This window comes from Streptomyces sp. NPDC059564, from assembly GCF_042735575.1.
Lineage (GTDB): Bacteria > Actinomycetota > Actinomycetes > Streptomycetales > Streptomycetaceae > Streptomyces.
On sequence record NZ_JBHWBP010000172.1, the window covers coordinates 1 to 15,327 of the forward strand.

The 15,327-nt window shown below is 73.7% G+C and carries 13 protein-coding genes; 1 reads left to right on the forward strand and 12 read right to left on the reverse strand.

Annotated features, from left to right (window positions below):
- The coding region (locus ACFV0Q_RS25325) for a glyoxalase (RefSeq protein WP_385008652.1) at window positions 1-314 on the reverse strand (314 nt) is incomplete at its 3' end.
- Window positions 308-1,183, reverse strand: a complete 876-nt coding sequence (locus ACFV0Q_RS25330; protein WP_385008653.1) for a trans-aconitate 2-methyltransferase — start codon at window positions 1,181-1,183, stop codon at window positions 308-310. The genes ACFV0Q_RS25325 and ACFV0Q_RS25330, both read right to left, overlap by 7 nt.
- Window positions 1,184-1,331: 148 nt before the next feature.
- Between ACFV0Q_RS25330 and ACFV0Q_RS25335 the strand changes: the two genes are divergently transcribed.
- Complete coding sequence (locus ACFV0Q_RS25335) at window positions 1,332-1,829, forward strand: MarR family winged helix-turn-helix transcriptional regulator (protein WP_385008654.1); 498 nt, start codon at window positions 1,332-1,334, stop codon at window positions 1,827-1,829.
- Here the strand turns inward: ACFV0Q_RS25335 and ACFV0Q_RS25340 are convergent.
- From ACFV0Q_RS25340 to ACFV0Q_RS25385, 10 genes are all read right to left on the reverse strand, one after another.
- Window positions 1,788-2,555 (reverse strand): LuxR C-terminal-related transcriptional regulator, encoded by a 768-nt coding sequence (locus ACFV0Q_RS25340; RefSeq protein ID WP_385008655.1) that lies wholly within the window; start codon window positions 2,553-2,555, stop codon window positions 1,788-1,790. The genes ACFV0Q_RS25335 and ACFV0Q_RS25340 overlap by 42 nt on opposite strands.
- A gap of 473 nt (window positions 2,556-3,028) precedes the next feature.
- On the reverse strand, window positions 3,029-3,988 hold the full coding sequence (galE, locus tag ACFV0Q_RS25345) for a UDP-glucose 4-epimerase GalE (RefSeq protein WP_385008656.1): 960 nt from the start codon (window positions 3,986-3,988) through the stop codon (window positions 3,029-3,031).
- Between the two features lie 95 nt (window positions 3,989-4,083).
- Complete coding sequence (locus ACFV0Q_RS25350) at window positions 4,084-4,791, reverse strand: response regulator transcription factor (protein ID WP_385008663.1); 708 nt, start codon at window positions 4,789-4,791, stop codon at window positions 4,084-4,086.
- Window positions 4,792-4,933: 142 nt separating this feature from the next.
- The gene (locus ACFV0Q_RS25355; protein ID WP_385008657.1) at window positions 4,934-6,652 is read right to left on the reverse strand and encodes a PQQ-binding-like beta-propeller repeat protein; all 1,719 of its coding nucleotides are present in this window, start codon (window positions 6,650-6,652) and stop codon (window positions 4,934-4,936) included.
- A gap of 43 nt (window positions 6,653-6,695) precedes the next feature.
- Window positions 6,696-8,348 carry a PQQ-binding-like beta-propeller repeat protein gene (locus tag ACFV0Q_RS25360; protein ID WP_385008658.1) on the reverse strand — a complete coding sequence of 551 codons (1,653 nt, stop codon included), beginning with the start codon at window positions 8,346-8,348 and terminating at the stop codon, window positions 6,696-6,698.
- Between the two features lie 172 nt (window positions 8,349-8,520).
- Window positions 8,521-10,317, reverse strand: a complete 1,797-nt coding sequence (locus ACFV0Q_RS25365; RefSeq protein WP_385008659.1) for an ABC-F family ATP-binding cassette domain-containing protein — start codon at window positions 10,315-10,317, stop codon at window positions 8,521-8,523.
- A gap of 28 nt (window positions 10,318-10,345) precedes the next feature.
- A complete protein-coding gene (locus tag ACFV0Q_RS25370; RefSeq protein ID WP_385008660.1) occupies window positions 10,346-11,680 on the reverse strand; it encodes an acyltransferase in 1,335 nt (444 codons plus the stop codon).
- Between the two features lie 178 nt (window positions 11,681-11,858).
- Window positions 11,859-12,767, reverse strand: a complete 909-nt coding sequence (locus ACFV0Q_RS25375; protein WP_385008661.1) for a 4-(cytidine 5'-diphospho)-2-C-methyl-D-erythritol kinase — start codon at window positions 12,765-12,767, stop codon at window positions 11,859-11,861.
- Between the two features lie 11 nt (window positions 12,768-12,778).
- Window positions 12,779-13,681 carry a 16S rRNA (adenine(1518)-N(6)/adenine(1519)-N(6))-dimethyltransferase RsmA gene (gene rsmA / locus ACFV0Q_RS25380; protein WP_385008662.1) on the reverse strand — a complete coding sequence of 301 codons (903 nt, stop codon included), beginning with the start codon at window positions 13,679-13,681 and terminating at the stop codon, window positions 12,779-12,781.
- A complete protein-coding gene (locus ACFV0Q_RS25385) occupies window positions 13,678-15,141 on the reverse strand; it encodes a ubiquitin-like domain-containing protein (protein WP_385008664.1) in 1,464 nt (487 codons plus the stop codon). Before ACFV0Q_RS25385 ends, rsmA begins: the two co-directional genes overlap by 4 nt.
- Window positions 15,142-15,327 lie beyond the last annotated feature (186 nt).

Here is a 15,327-nt window from a genome sequence, read left to right on the forward strand (position 1 = left end):
GAGTAGAACCGCCGGTGGCCCGGCAGGTCGTCGTCCCAGACGACCTCGGCCCCGCGCTCTTGGAGCCGGCGGGCGTAGGCCTCGATCCCGGTCACCCGCAGTCCCGGGTGCGCCTTGCGGGCGGGCCGGAACTCCTCCTCCACGCCCAGGTGCAGCTGGACGGGTCCGGCGGCGAACCAGCAGCCGCCGCGCGCGGCGAGGACGGGCGGCTTGGGGATCTCCTCCATGCCGAGGACGTCCCCGTAATAGGCGCGCAGGGCGTCCTCCGAGCCGGGCGGTGCGGCGAGCTGTACGTGGTCGACGGCGCTCAGCACGGCCGGACCTCCTTGCGTGCGACGGCGAAGATGCGGCGGAACGGAAAGACGGTCCCCCGCGGGCCGGCCGGGTAGGCCTCGCGCAGGAGCTCGCGGTATTCGCCCAGGAAACGCTCCACGGCGTCCCGGTCGTCACCGAGGGCGGTCAGTACGGGCCTCAGCGCGGTGCCCTTGACCCAGTCGAGGACCGGGTCGGGGCCCTGGAGCAGCTGGTAGTAGGTGGTCTCCCACACGTCGGCGGCGCAGCCGAGCTCGGTGAACCGGGCGAGGTACTCGGCGGGTTCGAGGATGTGGACGTAGCGCGCGCCGTGCCCCCCGAGCCTCTCCCGCCACCGCGCGGTGTCGCACAGTTCCGCGAGCAGGCGGTGGCTGGGGGCGGTGAAGTTGCCGGGGATCTGGAAGGCGAAGGTGCCGCCGGGGCGCAGGCCGTTGATCCAGCGGGCGAAGGAACCCGGGTGGCCGGGCACCCACTGCAGGGCGGCGTTGGAGACGATCAGGTCGTACGCCTCCTCGGGCACCCAGCTCGCCAGGTCGCCGTGGCGGAAGTCGAGGCTGCCGCCGCCGGGGGTGATTCCGGCGTACTCGTCCTCGGCGCGGCGGAGCATCTCCGGGGAGAGGTCGTAGCCGGTGACGTGGGCGTCGGGCCAGCGGTCGGTGAGCAGCGCGGTGACGTTGCCGGGGCCGCAGCCGAGGTCCGCGATGCGGGCGGGGCCGGTGGGGAGCTCGGCTATGCGGGCGAGCAGGTCGAGAAAGGGGCGCGTGCGGTGGCCCGCGTGGCGGAGGTACTGCTGGGGATCCCAGGTGGGTGCCGAGGCCGTGGGGCCGTCGGCTGCGCCGGAGCGCATCGCCGACGCGGTGTCGGAATGCATGTTCGAGCCTCCCTGCTGGTGGGACGGTCGGAAGCGGAAGCCGCCTTGACGGCCCCTCCATGCCCCATGCTCCGCCAGGTTATATCTCGATGTCAAGATTCTTGATTTGAAGAGACTTCATGTCGACAGACCCCTTACACTGATCCGCATGGAGGACGAGGTCGACCGACTGGTCGCGGCATGGCGGCGAGAGCGCCCTGACCTCGACGTGGAACCGCTCGAGGTGCTCAGCCGCGTCAGCCGGCTCGCGCGCCACCTCGACCGCGCCCGCAGACTGGCCTTCTCCGAGCACGGCCTGGAGCCGTGGGAGTTCGACGTCCTGACCTCGCTGCGGCGCGCGGGCGCGCCCTACCAGCTCTCCCCCGGCCAGCTGCTGACGCAGACGCTCGTCACCTCGGGCACCATGACCAACCGCATCGACCGGCTCGCCAAGAAGGGCCTGGTCGAGCGGCTGCCGGACCCCAACGACCGGCGCGGTGTCCTGGTCCGGCTCACCCCCGAGGGGCGCGACCGCGCCGACCAGTCGCTCGCCGGGCTGCTGGCCCAGGAACGGGCGATCCTGGCCCAGCTCTCCACGGCCCAGCGCGGCGATCTCGCCGGGCTGCTACGCCAGTTGACCGCTCCGTTCGACAACATCCCCGGATAGCTCCGCGGGACGTACGCCGGCCCGCCGGGCCAGTGCCACGGCGGCCAGGGTGGAGTGCACGCCGAGCTTGCCCAGCACGTTCTGCATGTGGGTGCGGACGGTGTGCGGGGACAGGAACAGCCGTGCGGCCACGTCCTTGCGGCCGAGTCCCGCCACCATGCAGCGCAGCACCTCGTGTTCGCGCGGGGTGAGGGACTCCACGAGCCGTTCGCTGTCGCTGCGGTGCTTGCGCGCGGCCGTCAGCTCCCGCAGCACCCCGGTGAGCAGCGCGGGCGGCAGGTGGGTCTCCTCGCGCAGCACCCCCCGTACGACGGCCAGCAGCCGGGACAGGGAGCAGTCCTTCGCCACCCACCCGGAGGCCCCGGCCTGGAGGGCGAGCGCCGCCCGGCGGGGGTCGTCGCGCTCGGCGAGGACCACCGTGCGCACGCCGGGATGGGCCACGCGCACCCCGGCGACCAGCGCGATCCCGTCCGAGGCGGGCGGTGGCGGCCCGGAGCCCGCTTCCCGCTGGGCGGGCAGGACGCCGGCCACGGCGCCCAGGTCGGCGTCGACGAGCAGCACGTCGAAGCGGCGGCCCTCGGCCGCCGCGCGGTCGAGACAGCGCGTGGCGGCGGGACCGCTGCCGGCCGCGGACACGTCCACGTCCGGCTCGGCCGCGAGCGCGGCTGCCAGAGACTCGGCGAAGATGCGGTGGTCGTCGACCACCAGAACCCGGATACGGACCACAAAACCCCCAAGGGTCGGGGAACGGACGACTACGGGTACGACGCCCGGAACCGGGTGGCCCACGGCCGCCGCGGCCGCCGCCGCGACATCTGTGCACTACCCCGGACCGGACGCCGTACCCGGCGTGTCTCGACCCCTGAATCAACACCGGCCCCCACCGGTGTCACGCATCAGCGTAGAGCGGGTGGAGTCCGGCGGTTGGCCGAATAGCAGAAGTTTTTCGAGGGATTTTCCGCTGGGAGGGTCCGCAACGGGCGTGACGGTGGCTTGATTTCGCCTGTCCTGAAGACCGGGCGGGCCGATTCCGGACCGGCGCGTGCCACCGGCAGTTGCACAGTGGGCATTTCACCCCGCGTACGCGCGCCGGGCGCCCGCGCGCGGCGCCCGTCCCCCGCGCCCGGACGGCACGCGCGCGCCCCCCGCCGGACGACGGTCCGGGCGAGGGGCGCGGGGTGAGCCGGGAAGCGCGGTGGTCAGGAGCGGTGCGCGCGGGCGAAGTTCCAGGCGTCGGTCACGATGCGGGTGAGGTCCGAGCGGGTCGGGACCCAGTCGAGGCGCTCCCGCGCGGTGCGCGCGGAGGCGACCAGCACCGCGGGGTCGCCGGCCCGGCGCGGGGCGAGCGTCTCGGGGATCTCCCGGCCGGTGACCTTGCGGACCGTCTCGATCACCTCGCGGACGGAGAAGCCGCTGCCGTTGCCGAGGTTGCAGACCAGGTGCTCGCCCTCGGCCGCGACGCGCAGCGCCGACAGGTGGGCCTCCGCCAGGTCGGCCACGTGGATGTAGTCGCGTACGCAGGTGCCGTCCGGGGTGGGGTAGTCCTCGCCGAACACCGAGATGGACTCCCGCTCGCCGAGGGCCACCTGGAGGACCAGCGGGATCAGGTGCGTCTCGGGGTCGTGCCGCTCGCCGAACTCGCCGTAGGCGCCGGCCACGTTGAAGTAGCGCAGCGAGACGGCGGCGAGGCCGTGCGCCGCGCACTCCCCCGCGATCATGTGGTCGACGGCCAGCTTCGAGGCGCCGTACGGGTTGGTCGGGGAGGTCGGGGAGGTCTCCGTCAGGACTCCGCCCGCGGGCTCGCCGTAGGTGGCCGCGGTGGAGGAGAAGATCAGCTTGCGCACGCCGGCCTCCCGCATCGCGGTGAGCAGGGCGAGGGTGCCGCCGACGTTGTTGTCCCAGTACTTGCCCGGGTTGACCACGGACTCGCCGACCTGCGAGGAGGCCGCGAAGTGCAGCACCGCGTCGTAGGAGGGGTCGAGGTGTTCGGCGGCGTCCTGGATGCGGCCGTTGATGAGGGTCGCGCCGGCGGGAACGCCTTCGCCGAAGCCGGTGGTGAGGTTGTCGAGGACGGTGACCTCGTGGCCGGCCTCGAGGAGATGGGCGGCGACGACGCTGCCCACATATCCGGCACCGCCGGTGACCAGGTACTTGCTCACTCGTACTCCAACCTCTCGCGGACGCGCACGGGCGCGCGTGCACTGACTGGCTTACCGGATTCCGCGCTTCCGGGGAAATCGCCGACCGTACGGTCTCACCCGGGCCGCGGTCCGGACCGCTCGCCGCTCTGCTGTACCGGCAGCGCCGCCCGGTCCAGCAGACCGGTACGGGCGGCCAGCGCGGCCGCCTCCAGCCGGGAGCCGACGCCCAGCTTCATCAGCACCCGCTGTACGTGCGTACGGGCGGTGCTCGGCGCGATGTCCATCCCGGCGGCGATGAGCCGGGTGTCCTCGCCCTCCGCGACCCGGACCAGCACCTCCACCTCCCGCGGCGTCAGCAGCCGCAGCAGCCGGCTGCCTTCGTCGTCGGGCTGGGCGGCGGGGTTCAGGAGCTCGGCGAAGGCCCCCTGCAGCAGCTGCGGGGAGATCGCGGCCTCCCCCGCCCGCGCCTTGGCCAGGGCCCGTTCGACGCCCTCGATGCGCTCGTCGTGGCGTACGTAGCCCGAGGCGCCGGCGGCGAACGCGGCGGCGATCCCCCGTGGGTTCGGCACCGGCCCGAGGACCACGACGGCGATCTGCGGGCGCTCCCGCTTGATCCGGACGACGGGTTCGAAGACCCCGGGTTCGGCGGGCGTGGCGGTGCCGAACAGGCACACCTCCGGGGCGCGGCCGATGACCAGTTCGGCGGCACCGGCCGTCGGCGCGGCCGCCGCGAGCACCCGGTGCCCGCGCAGTTTCAGGGCCGAGGCGAGCGCCTCGGCCAGCAGCCGGTGCTCGTCGACCACCATGACCCGTACGCCCATCAAGGCTCCCACCCCAGATCCTTCTGACCCGGCAAGCTACACGCTTGTTCGACGGAGCGTGCCGGATACCGCGAGAAGCCCCCGGAAGGACTGACCTTCCGGGGGCTTCTCGTACGACCGGCAACGGCTCGCGCCGTGTGCGTCAGTTCGCGATGAAGGAGGCGAACAGGTACTCCGGGTCGCCCTTGTCGGAGTACGGCTTGCGCACCATCGTGCGGGAGATGAAGAGGTGGCCGTTGTGGTAGCGGTACTCCGAGTAGTCGAGCGAGAAGCTCGTCTCGGTGCGCTGGCTGGTCTTCTCCGCCGGGTTCTGCATCAGCAGGGTCTCCTTCATCGTCTTGCCGTCGATGCTGACGACCTGACCGCCCCCGTCGTACGGGGGCTCCTTGTAGGCGATGATGTTCGACCCGTCCATGCGCAGCGGGTACATGGTGTACCGCTCGCCCGCGTCGGCACGGTCGGCCGTGGGCTTGCCGGTCTCCAGGTCGAAGGAGACGATCTCGTTGGTGCGGCCGACGGAGGCCGAGCCCTGGTGCTCGTACGAGGGCATGTAGACCTTGCCGTTGCCCACGACCATGTTCGAGCACTGCTCGACCTCGGTGGCGGGGCACTTGGGCGCGTAGCTGCCGGCCGAGAGCCCGATGCGGGACTTCAGCTGGCCGGCGTCGTCGACGACGAACAGGTCGCTGACGTTGGTGGCGTTCTTGGCGGTGTTGCCGACGTTGGCCGCGACGATGAGCGGCTTCGTCGAGATGATGCCCGCCCACTCGATGCCGGGCGACAGCTTGTACGAGGCCTTCGGCGCGCCGGTGACGGGGTCGAGGGACTGGGCGAACAGGGTCTGGTTGGGGATGCGGCCGCACTTGCGCAGGACGGCGAGGGCCTCGCCGCCCGCGTAGCCGAGGTCGTAGCAGCCTTCGCCGTCGGTCTTCGGGGCCCACAGGGACTTGCCGTCGGCGAGGTTCCAGGCGGCGCCGCCGCTGAGGCCGCCCGCGGCGACGGTCTGGCCGCTGATGGTGACCTCGGTGAAGGCCACGGGCTGGTCGCCGCCGGTGGAGGACTTGGCGGTCGCGGACCAGACGAGCTTGCCGGTGTTCAGGTCGATGACGCCGACCTGGGTGCACTTGGGGTACTTGTTGGCGTCGGTCGCCAGGCCCTCCTGGAAGAGGACGGCCGACTTGTTGTCGCTGACGTGCTTGGTCGCGCCGCAGACGTTGCCGGGGAGCGGGAGCTCCCACTTCTTGCCGCCGTCGACCAGGTTGTAGCCGACCACCTTCGCGATGTCGGACTTGACGTAGGTGGTGTCGGTGATCCAGGACCCGTCCACGGAGACCACGTCGGCCGGAGTCGGGCTCGGGACGTTGACCAGCGTCTTCGACTTGGGGTTGGCCGGGGGCTTCTCCGTGCCGCCCATGGCCGCCGGGGGCTTGTTGCCGTCCGGGGAGCCGCTGGCGCCGCCGTCGGCGGTGGGGCGGGTGCCGTCCTTGCCGCCGTCGTCGCCGGAGACGTACCAGAAGCCGCCGCCGATGATGAGGACCATCGCCAGCAGGGCCGCGCCGACGATCATCAGCTGGGTGCGCTGGTCGCCGCCGCCCGCCGGCGGGGCGGGGGGCTGGGCCGGGGCCTGGAGCGTGCCCGGCTGCTGCGGGAAGCCGTAGCCGGACTGCTGCGGGTACCCGTAGCCGGGCTGCTGCTGCGGCTGGGGCTGCGGGTATCCGTAACCGGGCTGCTGCTGCGGCACGGTGGGGGGCTGGGCCGGCGGCTGGGGGGCGCCCTGCGGGACCGGCGGGACCGGCGGCGGGGCGCCGTAGCCGCCGGAGGGCGGCTGGTGGGGCGGCGGCGGTGTGTTCGGGGTGCTCATCGGGGGTGCTACTGCCTCTCGGTGGGCGGCTCGGTGGACGCGTTCACTTGCCGAAGACCATCAGGAACTTCTCGTCCGTGCTGTCGCCCCTCAGCGAGGTCGTGGACAGGAAGAAACGGCCGCCCTCGTAGGACCTGTTCGCGGACAGGAAGGAGCCCTCGATCTTCGCGGCGGGGCCCGAGGGCAGGCGCAGGAGGACCTTGGGCGCGCCGCCTCCGACCGCCAGCGAGACGATCTCGCCGGGCTCGTCCAGGGCGCCGGTCCGGTAGGCCGTCAGCTGCCCGTTCCCGGCCTTGAGCGGGATGTAGGTCCGCTTGTCCCCGGCCGCGGTGCGCCACTTGGCCTTGCCTCCGGCGAGGTCGAAGGCGACGATCTCGTTGTTGGTGCCGTCTTCGGTGCGCGTGCTCAGGTACAGGGTGTCGCCGTCGACGGCGCTGTCGCCGCAGTTCTGCAGACCCTCGGTGCCGCTGCCGCCTCCGCAGTCGACCGTGAAGTTCCCGTCGGCGGTCATCGCGGCGCGCTTCTTGCCGTCGGGCCCGAGGGAGACGATGGCGCGCTGCTTGGTATCGCGGTTCGAGGCGTCGATGACGGTCGGGTTGACCGAGTAGACGGCGTTCACCTGGTAGCCCTTGGGCAGCTTGTAGGACCAGGTCGTCTTGCCGGTCACCGGGTCGGCGTCCTGGATCTCGACGGTGTGGTCGGGGTCCTGGCAGGTGGCGATGCCGATGACCTTGCCGTTGCCGGCGGCGTAGGAGCCCGGCTGGCAGCCCTGGGGGCCGCTCCCGGCGAAGAGCCGCTCGCCGTTGCCGAGCCGGTAGGCGCCGGTGCCGCCCATCCGGTTGACGACGATGGTGTCGCCGGTGAAGGCGATCGAGGCGTCGATGGCGCTGTCGAAGAGGCCCTCCTTCTGGACCTCCTTCGTCCAGACCTCCTTGCCCGCCTTGAGGTCGACCAGCTTCATCTGGTTGCAGTTGGAGCCGGAGCCCTCGCCGTCCTTGACCATGGCGACGGTCTTGCCGTCGGGGGTCGTCTGGCCGGTGAGTCCGCAGATCTCGGCGCGGACGTCGAGCTTCCACTTCTCCTTGCCGTCGGTCACGCCGTAGCCGACGAAGGCCTTGTCGAGGGTCTTGACGACGGTGTCGCCGACCACCCACTGGCCCTTGGCCGGAATGCCGGTGTCGCCGGTGCTCTGGAGCTTGGCGGTCTTGAACCAGAGGACCTTGTCCTCGCCCTGCTTGCGGCCCGCGTTGAGGTCGGTCTGGTCGGACCCGCCGTTGCCGGAGCCGTCGCCGTCGTCCACCGACGTGGAGGCGGAGGGCTTCGCGTCGGCGGGCGTGGAGTCCTGCGCGACCGGCTTCTTCGGGTCCGAGCCGCCGTCCGAGAAGGCGAACCAGGCGCCGGTGCCGAGGACGAGCACGCCCGCGACGGCCGCGGCGATGACGATCGCCGGCCCCCGGCGGCCGGCCGGACCGCCGCCGGGGGCGGGCGGGCCGGGGGGCGTGCCGGGCGGCGGGAATCCGTAGCCGCCCTGCTGCTGGGGGTACGGGGGCTGCTGGGGCGGCATCTGCGGCTGCTGGGCGTACGGGTTGGCGCCCTGGGGCGGGTACCCGTAGCCCTGCTGGGGCGGCGGCCCGGGCAGGTGTCCGTAACCGGAAGGCTGCGGCGGCTGGTTCGGCGGCTGGGGCGGCTCGGTCATCAGCGCATACCTTCGGCGTCGGGCGATCGGAAGTCGGGGAGGTCAGGAGAACCGACCCTTTCTATCACCCGTGGCCGACATGCGACGGGCCGGTCCGACCCCTGTTCCCAAGGTCGGACCGGCCCGTGACTCGGCCGTTATCCGGCCAGTTGACGCCCGTGGGGGCCCGTTCTCACGCGTCCTCGGCCAGTTCCAGCCAGCGCATCTCCAAGTCGTCCCGCTCGGAGATGAGTTCCCGCAGCTCCGCGTCGAGCTTGGCGACCTTGTCGTAGTCGGTGGAGTTCTCGGCGATCTGCGCGTGCAGGTTCGACTCGCGGTCCGACATCTTGTTGAGCTGCCGCTCGATCTTCTGCAGCTCCTTCTTCGCGGCCCGCGAGTCACCGGAGGCCGAGGACTTGACGGCGGCCGGGGCGGGCGCCGGGGCGGCCGCCTCGATCATCCGCTGCCGGCGCTCCAGGTACTCGTCCAGGCCGCGCGGCAGCATCCGCAGGCTCGCGTCGCCGAGCAGCGCCATCACCGTGTCGGTGGTGCGCTCGATGAAGAACCGGTCGTGCGAGATCACGATCATCGAGCCGGGCCAGCCGTCGAGGAGGTCCTCCAGCTGGGTCAGGGTCTCGATGTCGAGGTCGTTGGTGGGCTCGTCGAGGAAGAGCACGTTGGGCTCGTCCATCAGCAGCCGCAGGATCTGCAGCCGGCGCCGCTCACCACCGGACAGGTCGCCGACGGGCGTCCACTGCTTCTCCTTGGTGAACCCGAACTGCTCGCACAGCTGGCCCGCCGTCATCTCGCGGCCCTTGCCGAGGTCGACGCGGTCGCGGACGCGCTGGACGGCCTCCAGGACGCGCAGGGACGGGTCGAGTTCGCCGACCTCCTGGGAGAGGTACGCGAGCCTGACCGTCTTGCCGACGGTGACGCTGCCGGCCGCGGGCTGGACCTCGCCCTGGGTGCGGGCGGCCTCGGCGAGGGCCCGCAGCAGGGAGGTCTTCCCGGCGCCGTTGACGCCGACGAGGCCGACGCGGTCGCCGGGGCCCAGGTGCCAGGTGAGGTGCTTGAGCAGCGTCTTCGGCCCGGCCTGGACGGTGACGTCCTCAAGGTCGAAGACGGTCTTGCCGAGCCGGGCGTTGGCGAACTTCATCAGCTCGGAGGTGTCGCGCGGCGGCGGCACGTCGGCGATCAGCTCGTTGGCCGCCTCGATGCGGTAGCGCGGCTTGGAGGTGCGCGCGGGGGCGCCGCGGCGCAGCCAGGCCAGCTCCTTGCGCATCAGGTTCTGCCGCTTGGACTCCTCGGTGGCGGCGATCCTGTCGCGCTCGGCGCGGGCGAAGACGTAGTCGCTGTAGCCGCCCTCGTACTCGTGGACGTCCCCGCGCTGGACGTCCCACATGCGGGTGCAGACCTGGTCCAGGAACCAGCGGTCGTGCGTGACGCAGACGAGGGCCGAGCGGCGCTCCTGGAGGTGCTTGGCCAGCCAGGAGATGCCCTCGACGTCGAGGTGGTTGGTGGGCTCGTCGAGCACCAGGAGGTCCTGGTCGGCGATGAGCAGCTGGGCGAGCGCGATCCGGCGGCGCTCACCGCCCGAGAGCGGGCCGATGACGGTGTCGAGGCCCTGGCCGAAGCCGGGCAGGTCGAGCCCGCCGAACAGCCCGGTCAGCACGTCGCGGATCTTGGCGTTGCCGGCCCACTCGTGGTCGGCCATGTCGCCGATGATCTCGTGCCGGATGGTGGCGGCGGGGTCGAGCGAGTCGTGCTGGGTGAGCACGCCCATGCGCAGCCCGCCGTTCTGGGTGACCCGGCCGGTGTCGGGTTCCTCCAGTTTGGCGAGCATCCGGATGAGGGTGGTCTTGCCGTCGCCGTTGCGGCCCACGACACCGATCCGGTCCCCCTCGGACACGCCGAGGGAGATGCCGTCGAGCAGGGTACGGGTGCCGTACACCTTGCTGACTGCCTCGACATTGACCAGATTGACGGCCATCAGACGCGCTCCAGGGAAGGGGTGTGGATCAGCCCCTCAGCCTAACCCTCCGGGCCGACCCCGACCGTTCCACCAGGAAGGCGCCCGCGACAGCCATGCCGATGGCGGCGGGAGCGGTGACCGGAAGGGCGATCAGGACGGCGGTGTGGCCCTCCAGGAGGCCGCCGAGGCCGGTCATGGACAGGCCGAGGATCCCCAGCAGGCACAGGGTGATCCCGGCCGCGGCGGCCGGCCCGCCGCCGGCGCCGCCTCCGGTACGGGTACTGCGGCCGGCCGGGGCCTCGAAGCGGCGGAAGCAGGCCACGAGCAGGGCGGTCAGGGCGGCGGCGAGCAGGATCCGCACCGGCACCTGCGCCCACCAGGCGGCCGTGGCGGGCCCGGGCAGTGCGAGGCCGAGGGCGAGCTGGGCCCCGTACACGCCGAGCATGGCGGTGAGGTGCCACAGGAAGGCGGTCATGGCGACGCCGTTGGCGGCGACGACCCCGTGCCAGACGCGGGGGCGGGCCAGCCAGGCCCCGGCGGGGCGGGCGAGCAGCTGGACCGCGCCGACCAGCCACATGCCGTGGCAGAGCAGGGCCAGGGTGGGCGGGGCCATGTTGGACACCTTCTCGCCGGGCATCCCGACCATGGACAGCGGGTACGGCCCGAACACCACGAGCAGGACGGCCCCGGCGAGCCCGGCGGCGCCGAGGAGCGCGGGGCGGGTGATCCGGCCGTCGGCGCGCAGGAAGCCGAGCTGGTGCACGGCCAGCCAGACGAGGGCGAAGTTGAGGAACTCCACGTACGGGACCCCGAGCGCGAAGCGCAGGACGTCGACCAGTGCGGCGGCCCCCGCCAGCGCGGCGAAGGCGGCCCAGCCGTGGCGGGCGTGCAGCTTCAGCAGGGGCGGGGTGAAGGCCACCATGGCGAGGTAGATCCCGATGAACCACAGCGGCTGCGTGACCATCCGCAGCGCGGCGCCGGTCAGCCCGCCGCCGCCGCGCCCGGCGAGCTGCACGGCCAGCGCGAGGGCGGCCCAGACGAGGACGAACACCAGGGTGGGCCGCAGCAGCCGCTGGAGGCGGGCGCGCAGGAAGGCGGCGTAGACGGGCCGCCCCTCGGCGCGGCGCTCCAGCGACCGGTACGACAGGGCGTGCGAGAACCCGCCGACGAAGAAGAACACCGGCATGACCTGGAGGGCCCAGGTGAGGACCTGGAGCGGGGGGACCAGGGCGAGCAGGTTCCCTATGCCGTCCCCGCTGACCGCGGCCATCAGCCAGTGGCCGAGCACGACGGTGGCGAGGGACGCGACCCGGAGCAGGTCGACGTAGCGGTCCCGGTCGGTGGGGGTGGCTGCGGCCATGTCGCGCGCGCTGACTGTCATGCCCCTTACCGTGCTCCGCCCGCGCGCCCTCCCGACAGCGCGCGGATACTCATCCGGCGCCTAGGTACCCCCGCCGCACGGGGCAGCGTTGCTCAGCCGAGATCCGGCCCCGCCGGCGTTCGAGGCGCGGGGGTCCGGGGGCAGAGCCCCCGGCAACGGCGCCTCGCCTCGCCTCGCCTCAGGAAGGCAGCACGGTGGCCCCCGCCGCCGGGGACGCGGTGACGCGGGTGGCACGGCAGGTGCCGGACGCTTCGAGGGCGGCGGCGACCTTCGCGGCGGATTCCGGGTCGCGGACCAGGAAGGCCGTGGTGGGGCCGGAGCCCGAGACCAGCGCGGCCAGCGCGCCCGCGTCGGTGCCGGCCGCCAGGGTGCCGGCGAGCTCCGGGCGCAGGGAGAGCGCCGCGGGCTGGAGGTCGTTGGCCAGGGTCGCGGCGAGGGCGTCCGGGTCGCCGGAGGCGAGGGCGGCGAGCAGCGCCGGGGAGGCCTGCGGGACGGGTACGCCGGTGCCCTCGGTCAGGCGGTCGAACTCGCGGAACACCGCCGGGGTGGACAGGCCGCCGTGGGCGACGGCGAACACCCAGTGGAAGGTGCCCGCCTCGACGGGGGTCAGCAGCTCGCCCCGGCCGGTGCCGAGCGCCGCGCCGCCGACCAGGCTGAAGGGGACGTCGCTGCCCAGTTCCGCGCAGATCGCGAGGAGTTCCTCGCGGGGGGTGCCGAGCCCCCACAGCGCGTCGCAGGCCAGCAGGGCCGCGGCCCCGTCGGCGCTGCCGCCCGCCATGCCGCCCGCGACGGGGATGTTCTTCGCGATGTGGAGGTGGACGTCCGGGTCGATGCCGGCCCGGGCGGCGAGGATCTCGGCGGCCCGCGCCGCGAGGTTCGTGCGGTCCAGGGGCACCTGGCCGGCGTCGGGGCCGGCACAGGTCACGGTCAGCTCGCCGGCCGGGGCCGCCGTCACCTCGTCGAAGAGGGAGACGGCCAGGAAGACGTTGGCCAGGTCGTGGAAGCCGTCGGGGCGCGCCGCGCCCACCGCCAGCTGGACGTTGACCTTGGCGGGGACCCGTACGGTCACGCTCGCGGGGGCGGTCACGGGGCGGGCGGTCACAGCGCGGGCCGCTCGGCGGCGGGCTTGTGCTCGGCGATCGCCGCGAACTCCTCCACCGTCAGGGACTCCCCGCGCGCGAGCGGCGACACCCCGGCGGCGACCAGCGCCGCCTCGGCGCCCGCCGCCGAGCCCGCCCAGCCGGCGAGCGCGGCGCGCAGGCCCTTGCGGCGCTGCGCGAAGGCGGCGTCGACGACCGCGAAGACCTCCGCCTTGGACGCGGTGGTCTTCACCGGCTCGGCGCGGCGCACCAGCGACACGAGTCCGGAGTCGACGTTCGGGGCGGGCCAGAAGACGTTGCGGCCGATGGACCCCGCGCGCTTGACGTCCGCGTACCAGTTGGCCTTGACCGAGGGGACTCCGTAGACCTTGTTCCCGGGCCGGGCGGCGAGCCGGTCGGCGACCTCGGCCTGGACCATGACCAGGGTCCGCTCGATGCTCGGGAAGCGGTCGAGCATGGTCAGCAGCACCGGCACGGCCACGTTGTACGGCAGGTTCGCGACGAGCGCGGTCGGCGCCGGGCCGGGCAGCTCGGTGACCAGCATCGCGTCGGAGTGGACCAGCGCGAAGCGGTCCCCCCGCTGCGGCATCCGCGCCTCGATGGTGGCGGGCAGCGCGGCGGCCAGGATGTCGTCGATCTCGACGGCGACGACCCGGTCGGCGGCCTCCAGCAGGGCGAGCGTCAGCGAGCCGAGCCCGGGGCCGACCTCGACGACGACGTCGTCCGGGCGCACCCCGGCGGTGCGCACGATCCGGCGCACCGTGTTGGCGTCGATGACGAAGTTCTGCCCCTTCTGCTTCGTCGGGCGTACGCCGAGGACCTCGGCCAGCTCTCGGATGTCGGCCGGCCCGAGAAGGGCGTCGGAAGGGGTCGCGGGGGGCTGCTGCTCTGCGGTGCTCACCGGTTAAGCCTACGGCCGCAGTGGGGCCAGGGGCTCGCCCCCCGTTGCACGTAGAGCTTCTTCGCCCGGAAGGTCTGTTCCTGGCCCGGGGCGTCCTGCGGGCGGCCGCTGCCGCCGAGGGCCTGCCAGGTGCGCACGTCGAACTGGTAGAGGCCGCCGTAGGTCCCCGAGGGGTCGGTGGCGGAGGCGCTGCCGCCGGACTCGCACTGGGCGAGGGCGGCCCAGTCCAGGCCGTCGGCGCCCGCGACGGAGGACGGCAGGGCCTTCGTGCCGACCTTGACGAGCTGGCTGACGGGCTCCCGTACGACCTCCTCGGCGATCTTGCGCGGCTCCTGGCGGACCCCGTTGACGGTGCGGAGCCCGTACGTGACACGGCGGGCCCCGGGCCGCCCGACGCGTTCGACGACCTCGGTGCCGGCGAAGAGGGTGCCGTCGTCGACGCGCTCGGTCTCGTACGGGATGCGCTCCTCGCGGACCTCGCGGGTGCCGGTGATGCGGAGCACGGTGACGGTCTGGCCGTCGCGGGGGAAGGAGCCGGGGGGCACGGAGGTGGTGTCCTCGCCGTGCAGGGTGATGCCGGCCTGGTCGAGGGCCTCCTGGACGGTGGCGGCGTTGGTGCGGATGGTGCGTTCGCGGCCGTCGGCCATGAAGGTGACGCCGCGTTCGGTGCGCACGCCGAGGGTGAGGCCGGAGCGCGGGACGGGCGCGGTGCGGGGGGCGGAGAGGTAGGCGCCCTCGACGCGGACGCCGAGCTGGCGCAGGGCGCCCTCGACGGTGCGGGAGGTGGTCCACACCTGGCGGGTGTGGCCGTCGAGGGTGAGGCGCAGGGGGCGGCCGTAGCGGACCACGATCTGTTCGCCGTCGTCGAGGGCGGATGCCCGGGCCGGGGCGACGAGGTCGTGGGGGCCGACGCCGAGGCCTTCGGCGTCGAGGAGGTCGTCGACGCTCCCGGCGAAGGTGTGCAGGGTGCGGGGGACTCCGTCGACGGTGAGGCGGACGGCCTTGTCGGCGGCGACGAAGGCGGTGGTGCCGCCCGCGAGGAAGGCCACGACCAGCGCCTGCGGCACGATGCGCCGCCAGCTGTCACGGGGCCCCGGCACGGGACCCGCGGAACGCCGCCGCCGCCCGCCCGCCCCGGCCCCGGCCCCCTCGCCCGGACCGGCCGCCCGCCGCCGTCCGGTCCCCCCGGGGGCGGGCGCGGGCGCGGGGACCGTGCTGCGGCGCCTGCCCGGGGCGCGGGGGGCGTCCCCGTCGGGCGCGTCGTCCGGGGCTACGGGGGCGGGGGCGGCCCGACGGCGCCCGGCGGGCGGGGCGGCGGGGTCCGGTGCGGCGGTGACGGTGGCGAGAGCGGCCCGGCGGCGGCCCGGCGCCCGGGCCGGGGCGGCGTCCGGGGCGGGTTCCCCGTCGGCCCCCTTGCGACGGCGCCCGCCCCGTCGGCCCTCGCCCCGCGGCCCGGGCACCCCGGCATCGACCCCGGCATCGACCCCGTCCACGAACCCGAGCCCCGGGCCCGACCCGGCCGCGGCCCCGAGGACCGGCCCGAACTCCGTCCCGGGCCCCGCCGCGAGTCCCGTGCCGACCTCCGGCCCGAGCCCCGCTCCGGGCACCGCGCCGAACCCCGGCCCGAGGTCTGCCCCGGATGCCGA